Source organism: Vicinamibacterales bacterium, assembly GCA_035699745.1.
GTDB lineage: Bacteria > Acidobacteriota > Vicinamibacteria > Vicinamibacterales > 2-12-FULL-66-21 > JAICSD01.
In genome coordinates this window covers 1-16,282 of sequence record DASSPH010000107.1, presented here as the reverse complement: position 1 = coordinate 16,282, position 16,282 = coordinate 1, and the positions used below count along the sequence as shown (strand labels likewise).

The window sequence follows — 16,282 nt, the reverse complement described above, 5'->3', positions numbered from 1 at the left end:
CGTGCGGCTGGCCGTCCCCGCTGTTAGTATCCCGGCATGATTAGCAGTACGCGGACGGCGCTGGCCGTCGCATTGGCCGTGGCGCTTGGCTCGGCAACGGCGCCCGCCCGGCAGAAGCGACCCATCACCGAGCACGACCTGTTCAAGTTCACCTGGATCGCCGACCCGCAGATCGCCCCCGACGGCGGAACCGTGGCCTTCGTGCAGGTCGTGGTCAACGAGAAGGACAACAAGTACGAGTCGGCGATCTACGTCGTTCCGGCGGCGGGCGGAAGTCCGCCGGCGCGGCTGACGAGCGGCACCCGGGACGCCTCGCCGCGGTGGGCGCCGGATGGGACATGGCTCGCGTTCGTCCGGCCGGACGAGAAGGACATGCCGCAGATCCACGTGCTGCCGATGAACGGCGGCGAGGCGCGGCCGCTCACCGCGCTGCCGCGCGGCGCGAGCGCGCCGGTGTGGTCGCCCGACGGGCGCACGATTGCCTTCTCGAGCACCACCACCGCCGACGATCTGAAGAAGCCGGATCCGGCGGCGAAGCCGGAGCGGAAGTCCGACGTCAAGGTGGTGTCCAGCGCGGTGTATCGCGCGAACGGCAATCCGGCCTACACCGATCCCGATCGGCGGTCGCACATCTGGACGGTCGCGTTCAGCGCCGCGGGGGAGAAGCCGTCGCCGAAGCAGATCACCACGGGCGCGTTCGACGAGCGCGGCCCGCAGTGGTCGCCCGACGGCGCGCACATCTATTTCGTCTCGGACCGCGTGGCCGAGTCGTATTACAACCTGCCCGATTCCGATCTCTACCGCGTCCCCGCCGCCGGCGGAGACATCGCGCGGGTCGCGAGCATCGACGGCGGCATCGGCACGTTCGCGCTCTCGCCGGACGGGAAGAGGGTGGCATTCGTCGGCAGCTTCCGCGGCGAACCGGTGCGGTCGTACAGCCAACCCGACCTGTGGATCGCCGACGTCGGCGGCAGCGGCGCGCCGAAGAATCTCACTGCCGCGTACGACTTCGACGTCAACGGCGGCATCGGCGGAGACCAGGCGGCGCCGCGCGGCGAGCAGCCGAAGCCGATCGTCTGGAGCCGGGACGGCGGAACGGTGATCGTGACGGCAGGGGAGCACGGCAGCTCGAACCTGCAGCGCGTGACCGTCGCCACCGGCAGGATCGAGCCAGTGACGGCCGGAGCCCACGACGTCGTCGCCTACACCGCCTCGCGCGACGGCGCGTCGATCGCCGCGACGATCTCGACGCAGACGAATATCGGCGATCTCGCGATCGTCAAGAACGGGGCGGCGCCGCAGCAGCCCGCACTGATCACGCACGTGAACGAGACGCTGTTCTCGTCGATCGCCCAGAGCGAGCCGGAGGAGATCTGGTATTCCAGCTTCGACGGGCGCAGGATCCAGGGCTGGATCCTCAAGCCGCCGGACTTCGATCCGTCGCGCAAGTACCCGTTGATCCTGCAGATCCACGGCGGCCCGCACAGCGCCTACGGCAACGTCTACACCCACGAGTTCCAGTGGATGGCGGCGAAAGGCTACGTCGTGCTGTTCACGAACCCGCGGGGCAGCACCACCTACGGCCAGGAGTTCGGCAACCTGATCCAGCACCGCTATCCGGGGGACGACTACAAGGATCTGATGGCCGGCGTCGACGAAGTGCTGAAGCGCGGCTACGTCGACGCCAATCGCCTCGGGGTCACCGGCGGCAGCGGCGGCGGGCTGCTGACCAACTGGACCATCACGCAGACTCCACGGTTCAGGGCGGCCGTGTCGCAGCGCGACATCGCGGACTGGTACGGCTTCTGGTTCACCGCCGACTTCACGCTGTTCCAGCCCACCTGGTTCCGCAAGGCGCCATGGGAGGATCCCGACGACTTCCACGCGCGCTCGCCAATTACGCACGTCGGAAAGGTCACGACGCCGCTGATGCTGATCCTCGGAGATCTGGACTATCGCACGCCGCCGGGCGAGGGCGGCGAGCAGATGTTCCGCGCCCTGAAGTACCGCCGCATCCCGACGGTGATGGTCCGGTTTCCGCGCGAAACGCACGAGCTCTCACGCTCGGGCGAGCCATGGCACCGCATCGAGCGCCTCCAGCACATCGTCGGCTGGATGGACAAGTGGCTGCAGGGGAAGACCACGACGACCTACGAGCAGTAAGCCGAGATCGCCTGACGGGCGTCTGAAGTGCAGGAGGTCCGATGCTGCAGGACGTACGCTTCGTGCTTCGTTCCTTCGCGCGGCAGCGCGCGTTCGCCGCAGTCGCCATCCTGACCGTCGCGCTCGGAGTCGCGCTGACGACGACGATGTTCAGCGTGGCCGATAACCTGTTGTACCGGCCGCTGCCGTACGCCCAGCCGGACGAGTTGTACGAGATCGTCGGCGCCAACAAGGGGGATACCGCGAGCCGCGTGTCCGGAGCGGTGGGCGACTACCTGGCGTGGCGCGACACCGGTGTGTTCGCCAGCCTGGGCGCCGCTCGCCACACCACGCTCGTCGTCCTGAGCGGAGGGGCCGAACCGCGCCGCCTCCTGGCAGCGCCGGTCGACGAGCACTTCCTTCCGACGCTCGCGGTTCAGCCGGCGCTGGGTCGAGCCTTCGCTGCCGATGACTGCCGCGAGGGAGCCCGGGCAGTCGTCTTGATCTCATCAGGGATGTGGCGCACCGATTTCGGCGCCGATCCGGCTGTCATCGGCAGACACGTCGATGTGGACGGCAGCCCGGCCGAGATCGTCGGCGTCCTGCCCGCGGACTTCCTCTTTCCCGTGTCGACGGTCTCGTCCAACGCGCAGCGGGTCGACATCCTGCGTCCCTTGATCGTCCCGGCGGCCCAGCGGGTGGATCACAACATCCGCGGGTATCGCGCCATCGGAAGGCTGGCGCGAGGCGTGTCGCCGGCGGATGCACAGGCGCGACTGGACGCCGCCCAGCAGGCCGTGCGTCCGCGCTACCGGCCGACGAACGCGAGGCCCGGGGCCTTCGACGGCGTACGAATGCTGCCCCTGGCGTCGGCCATGGTCGGCAAGGGCACGCGCAGTGCGGCGGCGCTGCTGCTCGTGGCGGCGATCGCCGTGCTGCTGGTCGGCTGCGTGAACGTCGCCAACATGCTGCTCGCCCGCGGCGCCGAGCGCGCGCGGGAACTGGCCATCCGCACCGCGATCGGAGCGACCCGCGCCAGGCTGGCGCGGCTCGTTCTCGTCGAGGCGGTGACGATCTCGCTCGTCGGCGGTGCGCTCGGGTTCCTGCTGGCCAGGGCGGCGTTCGGCCTTCTGCTGGCGCGGCTGCCTCCGCGGTTCGCCACGGTCCGTCTCCCGGAGATGGATGGACGCATCGCCGTGTTCGCGATCCTGTTATCTCTCGCAGTCGGCGTGGTCTTCGGCCTGCTGCCGGCGCTGAGGCAGTCGCGCGCGGAATTCGCCGCCGCGATCAAAAAGGCCGGCGCGGGCGCGACCGGCCGTCCGGGCTGGACCCACGACGCACTGGTCTTCGGCGAGGTCACGCTCGCCGTGATGCTGGTCGGTGCGGGTGCACTGGTGCTGCGCTCCTTCGCCAACGTGCTGCGCGTCGATCCGGGCCTCGACACCCCGCGTGTGCTGACGCTTCAGATCACGCCCCCCGCGAGGCTCTCCCGAACCGCCGTCGCCGAGCGGTCGGTGTTCTACCGCAACGTACTGGATGCCGTGCAGGGCGTGCCGGGCGTACAGGGCGCCGCGCTCACCAACAACGTGTTGATGTCCGGCGGGCACTACGAGTCCAGTCTCAGCGTCGAAGGCGTGGCGTCGACGAGACTGTACACCCGCGGAAACAACGTGACGGAAGTGCGCGTCACCGCGGACTACTTCCGGGTCATGGGTATTCCGCTGGTGGCGGGGACGGCCTTTCCGCGCGAGATGACGGGCGACGAGCCGATCGCGATCGCCTCCACCCGTGTCGGTCGATTCGCCGACGTCAATCCGCTCGGCCGCGACGTCGTGTCATTCGCCAGGCCCGCGGCGGGCAGCGCGCCGGCGCGGCGGTACCGCATCATCGGCGTCGCCGCTGACGTACGGGATCGCGGCCTCGATTCGGAGCCGCTCTCGATCTTCTATCTCCCCTTCAGCGGGGATGGCGGCGTCACGCTGCTCGCCCGCGGCGATCAGCCGATGGCGCTCGCGCCCGCGGTGACCAGCGCGATTCACGCCCTCGAGCCTGCCGCGGTCGTCGACCAGATCCGCACGCTCGACGACCTGGTGCAGCGTTCGCTGGCGGAGCGCCGGTTCAACGCCTTCTTGTACGCGGCGTTCTCTGTTTCGGCGCTGCTGCTCAGCGCGGTGGGCGTGTACGGCGTCGTCGCCTACGGGGTGAGCCGGCGCACGCGCGAGATGGGCATCCGCGTGGCGCTCGGCGCGGACGGCCGGCGGCTGCTGGCGTCCATCGGCGGCCGCACAGCCGCGGTGCTCGCCGCAGCGACGCTTGCCGGCCTCGGTGGTCTCCTGGCGCTCCGCGGCGTGTTGCGCTCCCTCGTCTTCGAGCTGGCTCCCGACGATCCGTCGACGATCGCAGGATCGGTGGCGATTCTGGTGGTCGCCGCCGCAGCTGCCGTGCTCATCCCGGCGCGGCGAGCCGCGCGCGTGGATCCCATGCTGGCGCTGCGCGCCGAATAGCCGGGCTGGTTGCGGAGAGCTGGACGGCTCGTTGCAATGGAGCACAGCCAGGAGAGACACATGAGATCGATCCTCGCAGTGCTCGTGGCCGCCGGCACCCTGGCGTGCTCCTCGCCGTCGGCCGATCAGGCGCCGAAATCCGTCGCTCCGCCGAAGGATGCCGCAAACCCCGTGAGCCGCCTCCCGGACGGCTGGAAGGCACGGCTGGACGACCCGAACACGAAGGACACCGGCACGGTCCAGATGGAGAAGGACGCGATCGTGTTCGCCGGCGGACCTGGCGGCATTTACTACAAACCGGATGTGAAGGCGGAAAAAGACTACACGGTGATCGCCGCGTTCACCCAGCAGAAGACGCTGCCCGCGCCGCAGCCGTACGGCCTCTTCGTGTCCGGGACCGACCTGGACAAGGACACCTGCCGCTACACCGCATTCCTCGTCCGCCAGGATGGCATGTATCAGATCGTCTCGAGGAACGGCGGCAAGGACACCGTCGTCGTCGACTGGCGGGTCGCCACCGCGATGCGGGAGCCGAAGGGCGTGAAGCCGACCAACACGCTGGAGATCCGCGCGATGCAGGACGCCGTGCATTTCCTGATCGGCGACAAGGAAGTGCACCAGATGCCGCGTGGTAAGGTTGGCCCGGACGGAATCGCCGGCGTGCGACTGGGGCCGGGACTGAACGTCCAGGTCACCCGGCTGGAGATCAAGAAGTTTCCCGAATGAGCCCGATGCCATGCTCCAGGACCTGCGCTTCGCGCTGCGACTCCTGAACCGCCATCGCAGCTACGCGGCGGTGGCCGTGCTCACCGTTGCCCTCGGCGTCGGCGCCAACACCGCGGTGTTCAGCATCGCCGACTCGGTGCTCTTCCGGCCGCTGCCGTTTGCCGACGCCGATCGTTTGTTCGTCCTGCGCATCGCCGACATCCAGACCAGGCAGACATTCGGATTCCTGCCGGTGTCGGCCGTCGACGCGGCGCGCGCCAGCGGACTTTTCGATCGCATCGGGCCCGCCGAGCCGCGCGACACCCGCATCTACATCCGCGGGAGCAGCGGACTCGACCTCCTGTCGCTGACGCCGGTCTCGCGCGACTATCTCGGCCTGGCCCCCGTCCGGCCGCTGCTCGGGCGTTCGTTCGCTGCCGAAGACTCAGGGACGCGCGCGGTGCTGCTGTCGCATCGCGCCTGGATGCGTCACTTCGGCGGCGATCCGTCGGTCGTCGGTCGCGTCCTGCCTGCCGCGGTCAGGACGATGGATGCGAGTGCGCTTCCGGATCAGAGCTTTCACGTCGTCGGGGTGCTGCCGCCGCGTCTTCGCCTGCCGCTGGTGAACGCGCCCGACGGCGTGACGCTGATGCCAGACGCGCCGGCGGGGGGGACGATGGCGCCGTTTACACCGCTGGTCCGCCTGCGCACGGGCGTCACTGCGGCCGCCGCCGAGGCGCAGCTGAGCGGCGTCCATGGGGAAGAACTGGTCCCCGGCAAGACGGCGTTGCGTCTCGTGCCCGTGCGCGAGGAGATGGCGGCCCGGCAGGATGCGGTGCTGTGGCTGCTGCTGTCGTCGGCCGCGATCGTGCTGATCGTCGCGTGCGTCAATCTCGCGAACCTGATGCTGGCGCGCGGAACCGCGCGCGGCCGGGAACTCGCGGTCCGCGCCGCGCTCGGCGGCACTCGCGGGCGGTTGATCCGGCTGCTGCTCGTCGAAGCACTCTGCATTGCCGCGCTTGGGACCGCGGCCGGCCTGGCCGGCGCCTACCTGGGCTTCCGCGTGCTGGCCGATCGACTTCCACCAGCGCTGGCGCGCGTCGCCGATCCGGCGTTCGACGTGCGGGCGCTGGGCTTCGCAATCGTCACCGCCATGCTGGCCGCCGCGGCGTTCAGCGTGCTGCCGGCGCTCCGCCTCTCGCGTGCGGATCGCGGGGACGGGCTTCGCCTCGCGCGGCTGCAGCGGGACCCGCCGCGCCGCGGCAGGGGACTGCTGGTCGCGATCCAGGCCGCGATCTGCGTGGCGCTGCTCGTCGGCGCCGGCCTGGTGGCGCGCAGCCTCCTCGCACTGTTGACGCAGGATCTCGGCTTCGACACGCGCCGGATGGTCGTGAGCTTCGATCTGCCGGCGCACGTCGTCCGTCGCGGCGGCGCCCTTCGCGCGGACACGGCGGCGCGCGCCGCGTTCTATCGCGCCCGGCTGAATGAGATCCGGGCGATACCAGGGGTCCGCGCGGCCGGCGCGGCGCTCGCGGCGCCGTTCTCCGGCGTCGCACCCGACGCGCCGCTGTCCGATCGGCGAGTGGAAGACGGCGGCGGTGTCTACAGCGTGTCCTCCGGCTATTTCGCGGCAATCGGCATCCCGTTGCTCGCCGGCCGCGACTTCACCGATGAAGAGAGCGCGACGGGGTCGCCCGTTGGCGTGCTCAACGAGACGGCGGCACGGACGATGTGCGGCAATGCGACCGCGTGCCTCGGCCGGGTGGTGCACGCGCCGCGGCAACCGGCGCGGACGGTGATCGGAGTCGTCGGTGACGCACGGCGATCGGCGCGCCGCGCGGCGATTCCCGCGATGTACGTGCCGTTCGACCCCGCGCGCTTCTCGGTTGCCTCGCTGGTCATTGATGCGGACGAGTCGCCGGCGACCCGCGGCGCGCTGCGGCGCGCGCTGTCCGCGCCGCCGGACGCACGCCTCGTGCTCGGGTCGCTGGACGAGGACTTCGATCGCGAGCTGGCGCCGTACCGGTTCAACGCGATTGTCGTCGGCGCGTTCGGGCTGCTCACGCTCGCGCTGTCGATCGTCGGCGTCTTCGGCGTGATGACCGCGGTGGTGACCGAGCGCACGCGGGAATACGGCATCAGGCTCGCGCTGGGTGCCACCCGTGAGCGCGTCAACCGGCACGTCCTCAGGCAGGCCGCGGTGCCGCTCGCCTCCGGCCTCGCCGCCGGTATCGCGCTCGCCATCTGGGGCGGCCGCGTTCTGGGCAGCCTGTTGTTCGGCGTCGTGCCGCTCGATCCGCCGTCGTTCGCCGCGGCGAGCGCAATCGTGCTGCTGGCCGGCATGGTCGCCGCATGGGCCCCGGCCCGACGAGCCGGCAGGGTAGATCCGATCGCCGCGCTCCGCGCCGAATGATCGTTTGAGCCGGCATTCGGCAGCGCTGGGTCAGTAGTGGGCGGGGCTCTCGCCGATGGCGATGATCGAACACTGGCGCACCGTCTTCAAGCCGAGGGACTGCGCTCTCTCGATCACCGCGCGCCCGTCCGCTCCCGGGTTGAGCCAGACCTCCGCGATCCCCTTCTTCGCCAGGTCATCCATGACGCGAACGCCGACCGGCGGCGGCACGTACACCGTCGCGAGATCGATGTCGCCCGGAACGTCGAGCACGGAGGGAAACGCGCGGTAGCCTTCGACTTCGGTTTCCACGGGATTGATCGGAATCACGATATAGCCGCGCTGCGCGAAGGCGCGCAGCGCCTTGTTGCCGAACTTGTCGCGATTGGATGAGGCGCCGATCACGGCGACGGTCTTCATGGATCGATTCTCGCACGTCAGGGCCGACACGGTCAGGCTCCAAGGAGGCGCAGGATGGCTCGATTCACCGAGGTCGCACCTGGCGTGGCGTTCATGCGCTGCGCGTTCGTCAACATCGCCGCGCTCGGCGATCGCTCGCGCTGGATCCTGGTCGACGCGGGGCTGCAAGGATACGGCGCTGCCATCCGCGCGGCCGCCGAGGCGCGGTTCGGCCCCGGCACACGCCCATCCGCCATCGTCCTCACGCACGGGCACTTCGATCACGTTGGCGCCTTGAATGAAGCCGAGCTGTTGGCGGACTGGGACGTACCGATATTCGCGCATGCGCTGGAACTGCCGTACCTCACGGGACGGTCGCCGTATCCACCGCCGGATCCCCTCGTCGGCCGCGGTGCGATGGCGCTCCTGTCGCGGCTGTATCCGCGCGGCCCGATCGATCTCGGCGGCCGGGTACACGAGCTGCCGTCCGACGGCAGCGTCCCCGACGCGCCGGGATGGCGCTGGGTTCACACCCCCGGCCACACGCCGGGCCACGTCTCGCTCTTCCGCGATCTCGACAGGACGCTCCTCGCCGCGGACGCGCTCACGACGACCAAACAAGAGTCGATGGCGGCGGTCCTGACGCAGCGCCGCGAGCTGCACGGGCCGCCGGCCTATTACACTCAGGACTGGGATCGCGCGCGCGAGTCGTTCCGCGCGCTGGTCCGCCTGGCGCCGGACCTCATCGTGTCGGGCCACGGCCAGCCGTCGAGCGGCCGCGACCTGCGCGACGAATTGACGGTCCTCGCCGACAATTTCGATCGGCTGGAGCGGCCGGCGTTCGGCCGCTATGCCAGGCAGGCGGCGGTCGCCGACGAGACCGGCGTGGTGATGCTGCCGCCCGATCCGCTGCCCGCCGTGCTCGCCGGCGCCGGAGCCATGGCGGCGGCGGGTGCGCTGGTCTGGATGGCGTCGAAACGGCCGGCAGCCGGTAACCGGCAGCCGGTAGCCGGTAGCCGGTAGCCGGTAGAGAAATACTTTATGGCGACTCTCGCCGACGTTCTCGAGGCGCGCACTACGGAAGCGGCCCCCGAGCTGATCGAGCCGCTCACCAAGGGGCGGATCCGCTGCTACTCGTGCGGGCACGAGTGCCCGATCCCCGAGGGGGCGGTCGGGGTGTGCAAGGTGCGCTTCGTCCGGGACGGGCGGCTGCACGTGCCATGGGGGTACGTCGGCGGCGTGCAGTGCGATCCGATCGAGAAGAAGCCGTTCTTCCACGCGCATCCCGGGGCGCTCGCCTACAGCTTCGGGATGCTCGGCTGCGATCTGCACTGCTCGTACTGCCAGAACTGGGTCACGTCGCAGGCGCTGCGCGATCCCAGTGCGGTGTCGCCGCCCGTCGACGCGGCGCCCGAGGCGCTCGTCGCCGATGCGCAGCGGCTCGGCGCGCGCGTGGTCGTCTCGACCTACAACGAGCCGCTCATCACCAGCGAGTGGGCGGTGGCGATCTTCAAGCAGGCGCGCGCCGCCGGGCTGATGACCGCCTTCGTGTCGAACGGCAACGGCACGGAGCGGGTGCTCAACTACCTGCGGCCGTGGATCGATCTCTACAAAGTGGATCTCAAGAGCTTCGACGATCGCCATTACCGCCAGCTGGGCGGACGGATCGATCCGATCCTGTTCACGATCCGCCGCCTGCACGCGCTCGGGATCTGGCTCGAGATTGTCACGCTGCTGATTCCCGGCTTCAACGACGATCCCGACGAACTGCGCCGGCTGACGGCGTTCATCGCCTCCGTTTCCCCCGACATCCCGTGGCACGTCACCGCGTTCCACAAGGACTACCGGATGAGCGACCCGGAGAACACCACGCCGGAGATGCTGATGAACGCGGCGGCGATCGCCCGCGAGGCGGGGCTGCGCTACGTCTATGCCGGCAACATCCCGGGCCGCGTCGGCGACCTGGAGAACACCCGCTGCCACCACTGCGCCGCGCTGCTGGTCGAGCGGTACGGCTATCTGATTCGCGCATACCACCTGACGCCCGAGGGGCGCTGTCCGCAGTGCGGCACGGCGATCCCGGGGCGCTGGGGGGCGGCATTCGACGGCCAGATCGCGTCGGCGCCGTTCCTCCCGGGCACAAGGCGGTTGCGGATGTTCTAGGGACTGTCTATACTGCGTCCCGCCCACCAACCGTTCCGTTCAATTCCACGCGATACCCAATGCCGAATCAGAAACGCAAGGACTCCGCCGCCGATGCTCCGCGGCGCGCCCGGCCGCGACCCGCGCCGGAAGCCTCCGCCGCCGCGGCGCCGCCGGAGGCGCCGGCCGTGGCCGATCCGCCCGCCGCCGATCCCGGAGCCGCCGATCCGGTAGCCGCCGATCCGCCGCCGGCGCCCGCACCGGCGGCCGCGCCGCCGCCGGCCGCTCCCAGGGCCCAGACGGCGCCCGCCGCCGCCTCGCCGCCACCCGCGCCGCCGCGGCAGGAGCGCCTGAATCTCGCGGATCTGAAGGACAAGAGCATCCAGGAGCTGACGCAGATCGCCAAGGACCTCAACGTCCAGGGAGCCACCGGCATGCGCAAGCAGGATCTGATCTTCCAGATCCTCAAAGCGCAGACCGAGAAGAGCGGCTTCATCTTCTCGGAAGGCGTGCTCGAGGTCCTGCCCGACGGCTTCGGCTTCCTCCGCGCGCCCGACTACAACTACCTGCCCGGTCCCGACGACATCTACGTCTCGCCGTCGCAGATCCGCAAGTTCGACCTGCAGACCGGGGACACCGTCTCGGGGCAGATCCGATCGCCGAAGGAGGGTGAGCGCTATTTCGCGCTGATCAAGGTCGAGGCGGTCAACTTCGAGGCCCCCGAGCACGTCCGCGACAAGCTGTTCTTCGAGAACCTGACGCCGCTCTATCCGCAGGAGAAGTTCACCCTCGAGACGGCGTCCGACAACCTCTCGGGCCGCGTCATGGACCTGATGACGCCGATCGGCCGCGGCCAGCGCGGGCTGATCGTCGCGCCGCCGCGCACCGGCAAGACGATGCTGCTGCAGAACATCGCGCAGTCGGTCGCGAAGAACCACCCCGAGGTGTACCTCATCGTCCTGCTGATCGACGAGCGGCCGGAAGAAGTCACCGACATGCAGCGCTCGGTGAACGGCGAGGTCATCGCCTCGACGTTCGACGAGCCGGCACAGCGCCACGTGCAGGTGGCGGAGATGGTGATCGAAAAGGCCAAGCGGCTCGTCGAGCACAAGAAGGACGTCCTCATCCTGCTCGACTCGATCACCCGGCTCGCGCGCGCCTACAACGCCGTCATCCCCTCGTCGGGCAAGGTCCTGTCGGGCGGCCTCGACTCGAACGCGCTGCAGAAACCGAAGCGGTTCTTCGGCGCGGCGCGCAAGGTGGAGGAGGGGGGCTCGCTCACCATCATCGCCACCGCGCTGATCGACACCGGCTCGCGCATGGACGACGTGATCTTCGAGGAGTTCAAGGGCACGGGCAACATGGAGATCCATCTGGATCGCAAGCTGTCCGACAAGCGCGTGTTCCCGGCGATCGATCTGCAGAAGAGCGGCACCCGCAAGGAAGAATTGCTGATGCCGCGCGAGGATCTCAATCGCGTCTGGGTGCTGCGAAAGGTGCTGTCGCCGCTGTCGGCGACCGAGGGCATGGAACTGCTGCTCGACAAGATGGGGAAGGCGAAGTCGAACGCCGATTTCCTCAACTCGATGCAGCGCGCTTAGGCGAGCGGAGCGCAGCGACGCGAGCCACGCGAGTGAGCCGAGCGGCGCCCTCACGCGTCAGTGGGTGCCGCGAGCGAACGAGCGTGCAGGGGAGTCCGAGGGGCGAAGCCCCTCGGAGAGAAAAGATTTCCTCAACTCGATGCAGCGCGGCTGAAGGTGATCGGGCGATCGGCCGATCGGGTGGTACGTCAGTGCTGCGGGCGCTTCAGCACCAGGGACAATCCGGTGACGCCGGCCGCATCCACGCGGACCCGCGTCGCCTGTTCCTTCAGCCCGCGGAGAAAATCCGGATCCGACCAGTCGCCCGGCCGGACGTACTCGAGCGGCACCGCGAGATATTCCCCGGGGACCACGTGGCGGAATTCGAACACGCCGGCCGCGTCGGGACGTGCCGTCCGGATCAACCGCGAATTCTCCTCCCACTTGTCCGCGTCCTCGGGAAACATCAGCACCGATCCGTCGGCCGGGCGATTCGCCTGGTCGAGCAGCGTCCCGGCGATCGTCGGCAGCGTCTTCGAGAGCACGATGGTCACACCTTCGATGTGCTGCCCGCTCGCCACGTCGATCGAGGTGTCCGCCAGGTCCTTGCCGAAATAGTCGATCGATCGCACGGCCCACCCGGCCGGCAGCGACGTGACCGACAGCGAATGCCGGCCGATGACGTCCTTGACTTCAAACGTCCAGTCGTCCTTGACGCGCCCGTTGTCCGCATTGAACGCGGTGAACGTGGTGGCGGCGTCGACCGGCCGCGTATTGACGCGCATCCGCTGATCCGGAGCGGGCAGCGGCGCCCCGCTGTCGGCGACCACTCGACCCGAGATCGTGCCGCCGGCTCCGGTGACGAGCAGCACGCCGGACACGTCCTCCCCGCTGAGCGCGACGATCGTGGTGGCCCCTTCCAGGCCTCGTTCCTTGTCGCCCGGCCTGCGCACGGTGAGGCGATACTCGCCGGGCGCCAGCGACTTGATGGTGAAGCTGCCATCCGCGCCGATCTTGGTGCCGGGCATGCCGAACGTCGAGCCGCCCGAAGGGCTCATGAACTCCTGCGAGACCTCGACCGACTCGCCCGCGAGCGGCGCCCCCGATGACGCGCTGGCCGTGCCGGAGATCGAGGCGACGCGCCCGGGCACCATCGCGAAGTCGGGCGCGATCGCTTCCTGACCGGAGACGACCTTGACCGGCTGCGCATCGGCGGGGTTCGCCGTACCGGCGGCGTAGGTCGTATTGAACCCGATGCGCTCCTTCGGGTTCTCGTCGACCGTCCACGTGTCCCGCGTCGTGGCCATCACGAAGTAGTCACCGGGTTCGAGTCCGGTGATCCGGTACTGGCCGGTTTCGTCGGTGCGATTGAAGCTGGCGCCTCCCGGGGCGCGGACCAGCCGCTTGCGGCCGCGGAAGTAGCGCCAGTGGGCTGGAAACACGCTCACGTTCGCCAGCGGCTCGCCGACCTCGTCCGTGATCCGGCCGGCGATCGATCCGGTCCGCGGCAGGGCGAGACTGAGATCGGTGATCTGCTGCCCGTCGGCAATCTGCAGCGGCCGTCCCGCTTCGCCGACCCGCCGCTGGCCGTATTGCACCTGAAGAAAACCGGGGCGCGACGCGGTCAGGTTGTACCGGCCCGCGGGCAGGTCCTTGAATTCGAACAGCCCCTGCGCGGTCGTGCTCATCGATCGGGATTCGGTGAGGTCAGGCGAGGACAGCGACACCTGCACGCGGCGGAGCGGCTTTCCGGTGTCGGCGGTCACGACCTTCCCTTTGACCGTTGCGGTGCCCTTCTGCGTGACGACGTCGCGCGGCGGCGGGGACGCGGCCTGATAGCTCGTGGCTTGCGCGACCAGCAGCATGACAGCAAGACATGACGTCACGGGCCCTCCTGAGCGGCGGCAGTGTAGCACCGCTGCCGGAATGCGAGGCCAGGGGCTCAGTACGCGCAGCTGGTGCCGAGGCCCTGCACGGCGAGTGCGTCGAGCACGAGAACGTTCTCGGCCGGGCTCGGCAGCGAGGATGTCGTGCCGGCGCTCGTCCCGCCGCCGATCACGACGCGTCCGCCCTTGAACTTCATCCCCGGCTCGATCAGCGCCGACTTCTTGATCAGGCCGGTGACCTCGGCGCGCTGCCCGTCCTGCTCCTTGACGACGTTCATCACGTCTTTCTTGCCGGCCAGCCTGAATGTCGTGCTGCGGATGTTGACGCCGGAGGTGGTGTCGGTCTGACGGACGTCGGCGGCGCGGATCACGCGGCCCTTGATGCAGCCGGTGATCACGACCATCACCGAGTCCTTCGGCACTTTCGGGCGCTCTTCCTGCGCCGGTAGAAACGGGGCGACGGCGACGAGACAGGCGAGCGCGGCTTTCACGACCATGGGACCCTCCAGCGGGCAGGCGATCCCACGATAACACGCGCCGCCATGCCGATTACGAGACCGGGGCCGCGGCGACGATTCCGTAACGGCGGCGGCGGCGTCCGTCAGCCATCCCGCGGTCGTTCCGCGGGCACGCCGCTTGCCCGGCTCGCGCGCATGCCGACATCCTTGCTTCTCCTGGCGCTGCTGGCCGGCGCGCCGCAGGTGACACAGACGGATCCCGCCCGGGCGGGATGGGAAGCGATCCAGCGCGGAGACGGCGAGAAGGCGGCATCCGCCTTCCGCGCCGTTCTCGCCGCGGATCCCAACGACGTGCGCGCGCTCACCGGCGCCGGCATGGCGGCGCATCTGACGGGACGCCCCGACCAGGCGATCAACTACCTGAAGAAGGCCGTGCAGATCGAGCCGGAGTACGTGCAGGCCCACTACATGCTGGGACAGATCGCCTACAGCCAGGGCGATCTCGACCTCGCGATCAAGTCGTACGAGAAAGTCGTCAAGCTCGCGCCCGGCAGCCGGGCGATCTACCAGCAGCTCGAGGAGTGGAAGAAGGAAGCGGCGCTGCACGACACCTTCGCCGCCAGGCCGACCGCGCGCTTCACAGTCATGTTCGAGGGGCCCGAGCAGCAGGCGATCGCGACGCGGGTCTCGAACACGCTCGAGGCCGCCTATGCGCGCATCGGCCGCACGCTGAACACGTACCCGTCCGATACGGTGACCGCGATCCTCTACACGCGGCAGCAGTTCCGCGACATCACCAAGTCGCCGTCGTGGGCGGCCGCCGCCTACGATGGCCGGATCCGGATCCCGGTGCTGGGCGCGTTGAAGAACCCCGCCGAGCTCGATCGCATCGTCACGCACGAGTACGTGCACGCGCTGGTGCAGCAGATGTTTCCGCGGGTGCCGGGCTGGCTGAACGAAGGCCTGGCGACGCTGCTGGAGGGCGGCGACCGGACGTGGCTGACGGCGCGGCTGCGCGCGGCAGGGGAGTTGATTCCGCTCGCCAGCCTCGACGCCGCGTTCAGGACCTCCGACGGCGACGAAGCGGCGCTCGCGTACGCGCAGAGCTACGTGGGCGCCAGGATCCTGTCGCAGCGCCTCGGCGCCAACTTCCCGGTCTTCCTGCAGTACGTCAGCAACGGCACGCCGTTCGATCAGGCGCTGCTGGTGTTCAACGTCACCGCGGCTGACCTGGAGAAGGAGTGGAAGCGCCAGGCTGGCGCCAGCGGAGTTAACGGAGGGGGACGGAGGGAACGGATCTCACACGGAGGAACGGAGGGAACGGAGGGAATCGGAGGACGAGTAGCAACGTTGCTTCGTTGATCGATGACCGGCCGCGGCCGGACGCGCGCGATGGCCTGACGGACCACCGGACGAAGCACGCCGGCAGGCGCGCCAGCGCTCGACAACACCGCGCTGATCGAAGACCCCTGCTCGGACGAGTCTTCAGCGAGGCGGACGGGCCGGCGGGCGAGCAGGCCCGGAGGGTCGTCGTGCTCACCTTTCGGTTCTGGCAGCGACACTTCGGCGCGCGGCCTCAGGCACTGGGGCAGACGCTCTACTTGAACCGCGAGTCTTACACCGTGATTGGGGTGCTGCCACGTCAATCCTTTGCCACTGGTCCGGAGATTCTCGTACCTCTTGATCTGACGTTCGATCCGACCCTTGCATCTGTCGGCGCCCGGGCTTGGCCGGTCCAGGCCCGTCTCAAACGGGGTGTCACTCCACGCATGGCCGAACAGCGCCTTCAGCCGCTCTTCGACCAGTTCGCCAAGGAAGCGCCGCGACGGTTTCCGGAGGAGGTGCGTCCGCTCGTACGCAAGTCGAATCGATCGCGCTCGCCTCGAACAGCGGGATGCCACCCGAGTCGGGTCAACAGTCGGTGGTCGAAGTTCCCGGACAGGACATCACACGCGGCGGAGCACCGCTTCTCCAACGGATCAGCGCCGGCTACTTTTCGACGATGAAGATCCCGCTCATTCGAGGCCGCGTGTGGTCGGATTCAGAGAGCGCTGGAACGCCCCACGTCGCCGTC

Annotated in this window: 11 protein-coding genes; 8 read left to right on the top strand and 3 right to left on the bottom strand. The window is 69.3% G+C overall.

The features are described 5' to 3' along the window. The first annotated feature begins 36 nt into the window (after positions 1-36). From VFK57_24405 to VFK57_24390, 4 genes are read left to right on the top strand one after another with little or no spacing between them, the layout of a single operon-like run. Complete coding sequence (locus VFK57_24405) at positions 37-2,163, top strand: S9 family peptidase (protein ID HET7698883.1); 2,127 nt, start codon at positions 37-39, stop codon at positions 2,161-2,163. A 41-nt stretch (positions 2,164-2,204) separates the two neighbouring features. Continuing rightward, complete coding sequence (locus tag VFK57_24400; GenBank protein HET7698882.1) at positions 2,205-4,646, top strand: ADOP family duplicated permease; 2,442 nt, start codon at positions 2,205-2,207, stop codon at positions 4,644-4,646. Positions 4,647-4,706: 60 nt separating this feature from the next. After that, on the top strand, positions 4,707-5,372 hold the full coding sequence (locus tag VFK57_24395; GenBank protein HET7698881.1) for a hypothetical protein: 666 nt from the start codon (positions 4,707-4,709) through the stop codon (positions 5,370-5,372). Positions 5,373-5,382: 10 nt separating this feature from the next. Further along, a complete protein-coding gene (locus tag VFK57_24390; protein HET7698880.1) occupies positions 5,383-7,764 on the top strand; it encodes an FtsX-like permease family protein in 2,382 nt (793 codons plus the stop codon). A gap of 30 nt (positions 7,765-7,794) precedes the next feature. On the opposite strand, the gene VFK57_24385 is transcribed toward VFK57_24390, so the two are convergent. Then, a complete protein-coding gene (locus tag VFK57_24385; GenBank protein ID HET7698879.1) occupies positions 7,795-8,163 on the bottom strand; it encodes a CoA-binding protein in 369 nt (122 codons plus the stop codon). Positions 8,164-8,217: 54 nt separating this feature from the next. Here VFK57_24385 and VFK57_24380 point away from each other — a divergent pair, with 54 nt between their 5' ends. The 3 genes from VFK57_24380 (at position 8,218) to rho (ending at position 11,885) form a co-directional block, all read left to right on the top strand. Continuing rightward, entirely contained in the window at positions 8,218-9,165 is a 948-nt protein-coding gene (locus tag VFK57_24380; protein ID HET7698878.1) for an MBL fold metallo-hydrolase, read from the top strand. Between the two features lie 18 nt (positions 9,166-9,183). After that, positions 9,184-10,305: an AmmeMemoRadiSam system radical SAM enzyme gene (gene amrS, locus VFK57_24375; protein ID HET7698877.1), complete on the top strand. Its 1,122-nt coding sequence runs from the start codon at positions 9,184-9,186 to the stop codon at positions 10,303-10,305. A 329-nt stretch (positions 10,306-10,634) separates the two neighbouring features. After that, positions 10,635-11,885: a transcription termination factor Rho gene (gene rho / locus VFK57_24370; GenBank protein ID HET7698876.1), complete on the top strand. Its 1,251-nt coding sequence runs from the start codon at positions 10,635-10,637 to the stop codon at positions 11,883-11,885. 188 nt (positions 11,886-12,073) lie between these two features. Here rho and VFK57_24365 read toward each other — a convergent pair whose 3' ends face one another. Both VFK57_24365 and VFK57_24360 read right to left on the bottom strand, forming a co-directional pair. Beyond that, positions 12,074-13,750: a carboxypeptidase-like regulatory domain-containing protein gene (locus VFK57_24365; protein HET7698875.1), complete on the bottom strand. Its 1,677-nt coding sequence runs from the start codon at positions 13,748-13,750 to the stop codon at positions 12,074-12,076. Positions 13,751-13,806: 56 nt separating this feature from the next. Next, positions 13,807-14,247 carry a hypothetical protein gene (locus tag VFK57_24360; GenBank protein ID HET7698874.1) on the bottom strand — a complete coding sequence of 147 codons (441 nt, stop codon included), beginning with the start codon at positions 14,245-14,247 and terminating at the stop codon, positions 13,807-13,809. Positions 14,248-14,403: 156 nt separating this feature from the next. Between VFK57_24360 and VFK57_24355 the strand changes: the two genes are divergently transcribed. Further along, complete coding sequence (locus tag VFK57_24355; GenBank protein ID HET7698873.1) at positions 14,404-15,570, top strand: tetratricopeptide repeat protein; 1,167 nt, start codon at positions 14,404-14,406, stop codon at positions 15,568-15,570. Positions 15,571-16,282: the final 712 nt, after the last annotated feature.

Bases quoted from the DNA above. Each gene is read 5' to 3' on its own strand.
- VFK57_24380 (HET7698878.1), top strand. From the start codon at position 8,218: ATGGCTCGATTCACCGAGGTCGCACCTGGCGTGGCGTTCATGCGCTGC.
- VFK57_24360 (HET7698874.1), bottom strand. From the start codon at position 14,247: ATGGTCGTGAAAGCCGCGCTCGCCTGTCTCGTCGCCGTCGCCCCGTTT.
- VFK57_24390 (HET7698880.1), top strand. From the start codon at position 5,383: ATGCTCCAGGACCTGCGCTTCGCGCTGCGACTCCTGAACCGCCATCGC.
- VFK57_24395 (HET7698881.1), top strand. From the start codon at position 4,707: ATGAGATCGATCCTCGCAGTGCTCGTGGCCGCCGGCACCCTGGCGTGC.
- VFK57_24355 (HET7698873.1), top strand. From the start codon at position 14,404: ATGCCGACATCCTTGCTTCTCCTGGCGCTGCTGGCCGGCGCGCCGCAG.
- VFK57_24405 (HET7698883.1), top strand. From the start codon at position 37: ATGATTAGCAGTACGCGGACGGCGCTGGCCGTCGCATTGGCCGTGGCG.
- VFK57_24400 (HET7698882.1), top strand. From the start codon at position 2,205: ATGCTGCAGGACGTACGCTTCGTGCTTCGTTCCTTCGCGCGGCAGCGC.
- VFK57_24385 (HET7698879.1), bottom strand. From the start codon at position 8,163: ATGAAGACCGTCGCCGTGATCGGCGCCTCATCCAATCGCGACAAGTTC.
- amrS (HET7698877.1), top strand. From the start codon at position 9,184: ATGGCGACTCTCGCCGACGTTCTCGAGGCGCGCACTACGGAAGCGGCC.